Genomic DNA, 7,615 nt, shown 5'->3' with positions numbered 1-7,615 from the left:
GAATATAAAAAGGGAATATAAAAGAGATATTAGAAAATCCAATGAAATCAAGTTTCTCCAAGTTTCCGTAAGATAGCTGTAAATTGCCAGGCCCTGTTAACTTTATATATTAGGACTTTTTACTGAAAAATCCATTTATGAGGATTTTCTATCCGAGAATTTTCTTATTTTGAAAACATCTACATAAGGTTTTTCAAATTGAAGAAATGAAAGTTTTTAAATTAGAAAGCCAGAAAATCAGGCTTCCTGAGATATGTTATTCACATTTTTCTGCCTTTAAAAGCTTTCCAAAGTGCCTTCAAGCAAGATTGGCGAGAATTTCTCCAATTTCGTCTATCCCTAAGCTTTTTACAGTTATCTCTTCCTTGTCGCGTATCCCCAATCCGAGTTCTACCGCTCTTTTGATCTGAGGCTGAGCCCAAACCGAATGTTCCTGGATTTTCGGAACCGTGCCAAGAGTTTTCAGTAGAGCAAGGCCTACAGCATCGTTTGCGACCACATCCGAGCTTGCCAGTACAATGCCAGGCTCTCTCAAGGTTCCAATGTCAGGACCTCCGGTCACAAAGCATTTCGTAGCGTCCGAGATATAAAAATCAGGTCTGTAAACAAGATTTGACTCGGCAATCATATCTCCGAAAAGCACATCCTTGTGCTGGCCGTGAGGAAGCTGTCTTCTATCCCGGTCTGCAGTTATGCTGATCTGCGATTTTAAACCCATGGTAAAGGTTGCAGTCCAATGAGTCTTAATTACAGGAAGCGCGATTACGTAGTCTACCGAAGACAGAAATTCTGGAACATAAAATCCTTCAGGCCAGGAGGAAGCGCCATCGGGTTTCATATGAGAGCGTTTCATATGGTCAAAGATAAGAATTTCATCCACTCCTTCGGCTTCAGCAGCCTGCCAGAGTCCAAGCTTCCTGAGCACCATTTCAGTATCCAGCGTGGTCATCGACTTCTCAGCAACGATAATTCTTTCCGGATTGCATCTTCTTGCTTCCTGTATAGCCCCCTTCAGGATCTCAGGATTTGTCGAGCCAGGAGGCAGATCTGCAGTATTTGCATTCGGCCGGATCAGTACAGTAGATCCTTCTTTGATCCCAAGCCCTCCTGCAAGCTCTACTGCCAATCTTACGGATTCCAGAGTGTCTTTGTTTCTTGAAAGCCCAATAACTGCCATACTCAAAACTCCCACATAATAGTATGTAGATAAATATATAAAAGTCAGGAAGCTCGTGAGTTTCAAAAAAAGTAATAAAATGAAAAACTATAAAATTGAAGAATTATAAAAGGTATAAAATTATTTGGAATATTCATTCCAAATTATACTTCCCATAAATAAGTTTATACCAGCCCCTTAGAATAAGTTTCTTTAGGAAATTGTACATAAAGGGATTACTGGTTCAACTTACACTCACACATCTCTATAAGCGCCCCTTCTCCGATCCTTGAGCCACGTGCAATAAGCATATCTCCTGCCTGAACAACTGTATTGCCTTTCGGAGCATAAACCCAACGATCAGCCCTTTTGATTGCCATTACGTGCAGCCCGGTTTCAGTTTCAAGCTTCAATTCAAAGAAAGTTTTTCCGACTATAGGGGAGCATTTCTCAACCTGGAGTCTGGTTATAACCTCTTCGGAATTCCTGACTGCGAGGGTGATAATGGGGTGAAGTTCAATATCCCTGAGCACGGTATCTGCAATACCATAGGCAGCATCGGAGATAGCTTCAGAGGCACTTGCAAGGTGTAGGATCCCCCTGAGCATATTCACATCCTCAACGTGCTTTGCTGTTTCAAGCACCCAGTGCTGAAGTTCATATTTCATCGAATCCATTTCTGACTCTAGGGCACTAACCTCATACGCAATATCCTCGTTGTCAAAAAGGATAGCAGAATATGCAAGCCCTACAGAAAGTTCGGACATGTTCTTCATATCAACGATGATATCCACAGCATGTTCAAGGTCTTTTAAAAGCTTATTGTGCTCGATTTCCCTTGGTATGAATTTCCTTGTCGTTACCATCTCGAAAAACGGTGTGACTCCCTCATCATGCCCTCTGGCGATCAAAACATCTCCCTGCCGGAGGCGAGTTTCCCTGTCAGGATCATAAATCCAGTCCTCATTTCTCCGGATAGCAATAATCCACATACCAGTCTCGATATCAAGTTCGAGGTCACCAAGCGTGCGTCCTGCCATTGAAGATTCTGCGGCGACTGTTGCCCTGACTATGGTCTCTTCCGCTTCCCTGAGAGCGACTTTAAGCTCCATCGGGATTCCCATATTCATAAGAACTATTTTGGCAATGTCGCCTGCGGCGTTAGCGATGTTTTCCGAACACGCAGCAACCTGTAAAACTCCGAGGAGGCCTTCAGCCTCGTCAACCCTGCGTGTGCTTAACATCGCGGCCATCTTAATGTGGTAATCGAGAGTATCCATCTTGTCTTCAAGATTGAGTACCTCTTCTGCAACATCCTCATCGTCATAGATCATTGCAGAATATGCAAGGTCTACCATGAGTTCGGAAGTGTCCTTCATCTCAGTCAAAAGATCCTTGAGGTTCTTTGGACTGTATCTGAATTCTTTAGGGAACATGGTCTCTAGATCAACTCTACCTTATGCTGGTGTGTATGAGTATATACTTCATAGTAATTATTAATTTTTGAATTATTCAAGTTTTAACAGCCTAGCTGGAATATTATAAATTGAATAATATAGAACTAATTTTTGATTAAATGTTATTTATAACATATAAATGATCTTTTATAAATTATAAAATATGGGTTGTAAAATAGGAGTTATAGAATCTCCAACAGGTACAGAGCTATGAAAATTCCTGTAACCCCAACGAGGTCTCCAAGGCTTGCTATGAAAGGGATTACCGTATCATCTGGATCCATCCCGAGCCTGTGGGAAACAAAGGCAATGGCAACTGTTGCAGAATATACAACAAAAAGCTCTATGATAACGGCAATGACACTAATTTCCAGAAGAGTGAGAAAAGGCATCCCGAATCCCAAGAAACTGCTTGCCAGGAAAACCAGTATACTGACCGAAATTGACGAAACAAACCCTACGATTGAAGCCGCAATAACGCTGTTATGTACGACTGGGTTACTCCGGAGATTATCTCCAAGCCCCATATGGAAAGCTGACGAAAGCCTGGCTCCAAGCATGCTACCGGTATCCCCTCCGATTTTGATAAGAGAAGGGATAAGAATCAGTATCGCTGGCATAGATATAAGACTTTCTTCTTTTGAGTTCAGAAGCTGCCCTACAAGAATTCCCATAACACATGTGATTATAAGTACCGGTAGCCCGCGCTGAATGATACCACTGATTGTGTAGTAAGGAGTCTGATGCCCTGTTTTCCTCAAAGCATCACCACCAGTTTTGCCGAGAGGAAAAGCATGAGCATAGATACAATATCACCGATAGTTGCAATCGAAGGCGTGACAACATTATCAGGATCAAAACCAAATCTGAACATTCCTACAGCCAGCAAAGCTGCAACAAATGAGAGAATTACTCCGGACGTAAAGGCTGAAATCACGCAGATAAGTGTAAGTTCAAAGATCCCAGCACTTTCAAAGCCCAGAGCCAGAGTTACATAATGCCCGAGGATTCCGAGAATAAAAGCGGTAATTACACTCAGAATCAGGGAACCGGAGATGTTATTCATAAGTTCGGGATTATGCCTGTCAAGGTCTGTAATCAGTCCGAGGTGAATTGCACTGCCAAGCCGTGAGCCGAGGGTAGATGAAATATTTCCCCGAAGCCCCAGTACGCCGGGATAAATCACAAGCAATCCCGGGATCATTCCAAGTTCATTTGTCATACCCGAAAGTATAATCCCTGCAACTACCCCTCCAACAGTAGCAATAAGTTCAAAAGGCAACGCCTCACGTACTATTGACGAAACACTTGCGTACTCGCTCAGGTATTTATCAATATACTGGGACTCGAAAAGATCTTCATCCCTGTGAGACTCTGGGGGCATGCGCTTGTATTATACACTGATAATATTAAAATAATCGCTAACCTTAGAAAGTAGAAGCTGTCTAAGAATTCTTACTCCTGAGAGTCCTGAATTATACTAAAATAAGATAAAGAGTGGGGAAAATCAGCGATTTCAACCAGTTTTTCGATTCCCGGATAAAAGATAAATAACTTGCAGCCGTTACCTAATACAGGAATCCATGGTAATAAAAATCACAATGATAATCATGGATATCTAAGGAAGCATAACAATTATAATTTGCGAAATATAACGAGAAGTAATCATGTCAAATAAAGAATATAGTTAAAAGACATCGGCTTTTTGTGACAATAATATGTGAGTATATAAATTCAGTATAAAACATATTGTCTTGCTATACAAGCTTTTAAAGTATCAGTGAGGTAAACGTCAAAAATAGACGAATTTAAGGTTCAACTTTGACTCATCAAATAGGCACATTTTTATGTACATAGGCTACTAAGTTTTTTAATGACCCAACCTGTCGCCACAATATATAGTTATAAGTCTTGATTTTTATCCTTGTACTTTGGAAAATCACAGCATTTAATATATATTTTGCGTGAAATATTCCTTAAATATTAAATTTTTATGGATTATGGCAATAATTTCCATTATACATATGTATATTTTAAAAACAGTTGGGGATGACTTCTTTATTTTTACAATAAAAGTTAAATATGGTCAGGATATTTATAATGTGATGTAACAAAAATCCAAAAAGTAACTTAAGTAAAATATTTACCAGAGACCTTGCTAAACTCTGCCAAGATGCCTACAGGGTCTCTTATCGACAAAGCAGAACTTTGAATTGTAGTTGTATACTACGGTATACTACAATATACTACAGTACTACAAATACTTATCGCCAATACCTTATATAGTTTTGGCAAAAAGTGGCTTTGCACCTAAAGTATACTTTGATTAAGATTTCCGATATCGGTAAATTTATTGGAATGCATAATTTCATATTCAGCTTACACTTTAAAGTGCAAAGCCGCCAAAGATAAAAGGATCTGTTTTGGATGATTCTTAGAGTAAATTAAATCTGAACAGAGAACATGATATTAATAAACATTCTCTTTGGCATACAAAACATTACGCTAAGCGACATCGCTTTAACACTATCGATTTTTAAACACTTGATTGGAATTATCTTAGCCATACTGACATACCAGAAACGGTATGAAAATCGATAATTCAGAGATCTTACCCAAGGTCTTTTAATTTTTTTTCGAGTTTTCACTAATTGATGTCTGGATGAATTCACGAATTGGTAAGAATAGAATTTGTAAGATCAGCTCCTTCGAGGTGTGCTTTTTCAAGGTCAGCTTTGCGTAGGAAAGTATTTTTCAGATTCAGTGTTCTAGATTCTTCTAAAACTAGTTGATTGTGTTTTCCAATTACAGTAAGGATTGCCTGAATATCCTCTAATACTTCACTTTGTTCTTTAACTTTCTGATCCTTATATATGGATTCTTTCTAACATGAGCTGTTAGAATTTTCATTATTGGCCAGTAATCCTTCTTGAAATTAGTAAAACATTGAGACTAATAAGACACTAAAACTAGTAAAACATTGAAACAGTAAAATGTTAAATAGTAAAAAACTAAAGCAGTAGAACGTTAAGTATTGCATTGCATGTAAGGCAGAAACTCCTGCTTTGGATATTTGTAAAAGAATATTTAAAGCAATATAAAGTTACATTGATTTTTCAACCTGAGGTAAATTTTCATGGAATTCACCATTGCAGAAGAACTTGCCAAAAATCAAAAGTCAATAAGTGTTGCAGAATTTTTTGAAAAAAACAGGCAGATCCTGGGTTTTGATTCGGCACCCCGAAGCCTTATAACAACCGTAAAAGAAGCTGTTGACAATGCCCTGGACGCCTGCGAAGAAGCAGGCATTCTGCCTGATATTCTTGTCCAGATCGAAAGAACCGGACAGGATTATGTAACTGTTATTATAGAAGATAACGGGCCCGGAATTATAAAAGAGCAGATTCCCAAAGTTTTCGCAAAGCTTCTCTATGGTTCCAGATTCCATGCCCTCAAGCAAAGCCGAGGACAGCAGGGAATAGGAATTTCCGCAGCTGTACTCTATTCCCAGATGACTGCGGGAAGGCAGACTAAAATTCTTTCCAAAACCGGTCCTGGTCAACCTGCCCATTATTACGAGCTTATGATCAATACCAGTACGAATGAGCCTGACATCCTGAAAGACGAGATAAGAGACTGGTTCCGCCCACATGGGACTCAGATCGAGCTGGAAATGAAAGCTTCCTACGTAAAAGGAAGAAGGCAATCCATTTATGAATACCTCAAGGCTACGGCAATTGTAAATCCCCACGCAAGAATTACCCTTATAGAACCTGACGGCAATGAGGAGGTCTTTGAAAGAGCCACGGATAAAATGCCTAAGCCAGCTGAAGAAATCCTACCTCATCCAGAGGGTATAGAACTTGGCACTCTTATGAAGATGCTTCATTACACTGAGCGCCAGAAACTTGCTCCGTTCCTTCGTTACTCTTTTTGCAAAATAGGCCTGTTAACTGCCGAGGAAATCTGCAAAGCTTCAGGGCTTGATCCCGAGATAGACCCAAAAACCCTTGGTCGACATGAAGCAAGAAAGCTAATAGAAGCTTTTGATAAGGTAAAGATCATGGCTCCTCCTACGGACTGTCTTTCTCCTATAGGAGAAGAGCTGATTTACAGGGGACTTGAAAAAGAAACAAATGTGGATTTTATTGCTACAAGTACTCGAAAACCCGCAGTATATTCCGGAAATCCTTTTGTAGTGGAAGTGGGGCTTGCCTATGGGGGAAACCTTCCGAAAGAAGAAAAAGTCAGCATAATGCGTTTTGCTAACCGGGTGCCTTTGCTTTACCAGCAGGGAGGCTGTGTGACCACACATGCCGTAGAAGACGTCAAATGGAAACAGTATGGCTTAAACCAGCCAGGAGGGGGAATTCCTGTAGGCCCTGTTATTCTTCTTATCCACGTTGCTTCTATTAACGTACCTTTTACTTCAGAATCAAAAGATGCTATTGCTGACATTCCTGTAATCAAGGAGGAGATTGACCTCGCGATCAAAGATGTTGCACGAAAACTCAAGCACTACCTGAGCAAGCAGAGCAACCTTAAGAAGCGTCGGGAAAAAGAAATCATCATTACAAAAGTACTTCCTAAAATGGCTGTAAAGGTTGCGAATATCCTGGAAAAAGATGTTCCTGACATCAATCCTGTTGTTGCGAGGATTATGGGAAACCTGCTTGTACACAGGAAAGTGAAAAAGAACGAGGACGGAACTGCGGACATTGCAATAAAGGTTAAGAATTTTGGAACCTCTTCCTATGCTTTCCGAGTTCATGAAATGCTTCCCTGGAAAATCAGTGGGGCAAAACCCGAACCAAAGATTGTGACTCTGGGCAATGATTATGATTATATATGGGATATCTCCGCAGCAGTTGGGTCTTCAAAGGTGCTCAGTTATAGGATAGAGTATGTAACCGACAGCGAACTTGGGAAGTTTCCGGACCTTGTTGTGGAAGGGCTTGAAGAAGAGCTTGTAACCGGAGCAAAAGCTTTTAAGGGGGCGTAA

General features: G+C 40.2%; 6 protein-coding genes. 1 reads left to right on the top strand and 5 read right to left on the bottom strand.

Going from position 1 to position 7,615, the window contains the following annotated elements; genetic code table 11:
• Positions 1 to 298: 298 nt before the first annotated feature.
• The 5 genes from BP549_RS13305 to BP549_RS15900 all read right to left on the bottom strand — a co-directional run bounded on the left by BP549_RS13305 (position 299) and on the right by BP549_RS15900 (position 5,371).
• Positions 299 to 1,177: a DUF362 domain-containing protein gene (locus tag BP549_RS13305; protein WP_292381378.1), complete on the bottom strand. Its 879-nt coding sequence runs from the start codon at positions 1,175 to 1,177 to the stop codon at positions 299 to 301.
• A gap of 215 nt (positions 1,178 to 1,392) precedes the next feature.
• Entirely contained in the window at positions 1,393 to 2,592 is a 1,200-nt protein-coding gene (locus BP549_RS13300) for a potassium channel family protein (RefSeq protein ID WP_292381375.1), read from the bottom strand.
• Between the two features lie 203 nt (positions 2,593 to 2,795).
• On the bottom strand, positions 2,796 to 3,374 hold the full coding sequence (locus tag BP549_RS13295) for a magnesium transporter (protein WP_292372995.1): 579 nt from the start codon (positions 3,372 to 3,374) through the stop codon (positions 2,796 to 2,798).
• Positions 3,371 to 3,997 (bottom strand): magnesium transporter, encoded by a 627-nt coding sequence (locus BP549_RS13290; RefSeq protein WP_292381374.1) that lies wholly within the window; start codon positions 3,995 to 3,997, stop codon positions 3,371 to 3,373. The genes BP549_RS13295 and BP549_RS13290 overlap by 4 nt, the downstream gene beginning before the upstream one ends.
• 1,284 nt (positions 3,998 to 5,281) lie before the next feature.
• The gene (locus BP549_RS15900; protein ID WP_394339084.1) at positions 5,282 to 5,371 is read right to left on the bottom strand and encodes a pentapeptide repeat-containing protein; all 90 of its coding nucleotides are present in this window, start codon (positions 5,369 to 5,371) and stop codon (positions 5,282 to 5,284) included.
• A gap of 378 nt (positions 5,372 to 5,749) precedes the next feature.
• On the opposite strand from BP549_RS15900, the gene BP549_RS13285 reads away from it, so the two are divergent.
• Complete coding sequence (locus tag BP549_RS13285) at positions 5,750 to 7,615, top strand: DNA topoisomerase VI subunit B (RefSeq protein ID WP_292381371.1); 1,866 nt, start codon at positions 5,750 to 5,752, stop codon at positions 7,613 to 7,615.

The sequence above is a fragment of the Methanosarcina sp. UBA289 genome, from assembly GCA_002496565.1.
Classification (GTDB): domain Archaea; phylum Halobacteriota; class Methanosarcinia; order Methanosarcinales; family Methanosarcinaceae; genus Methanosarcina.
Note: the sequence above shows the minus strand (reverse complement) of the source record. Positions and strands in the feature narration are given on the sequence as shown.

Coding starts and splice junctions, on each gene's coding strand:
- BP549_RS13305 (WP_292381378.1), bottom strand. CDS start 1,177: ATGGCAGTTATTGGGCTTTCAAGAAACAAAGACACTCTGGAATCCGTA.
- BP549_RS13300 (WP_292381375.1), bottom strand. CDS start 2,592: ATGTTCCCTAAAGAATTCAGATACAGTCCAAAGAACCTCAAGGATCTT.
- BP549_RS13290 (WP_292381374.1), bottom strand. CDS start 3,997: ATGCCCCCAGAGTCTCACAGGGATGAAGATCTTTTCGAGTCCCAGTAT.
- BP549_RS13285 (WP_292381371.1), top strand. CDS start 5,750: ATGGAATTCACCATTGCAGAAGAACTTGCCAAAAATCAAAAGTCAATA.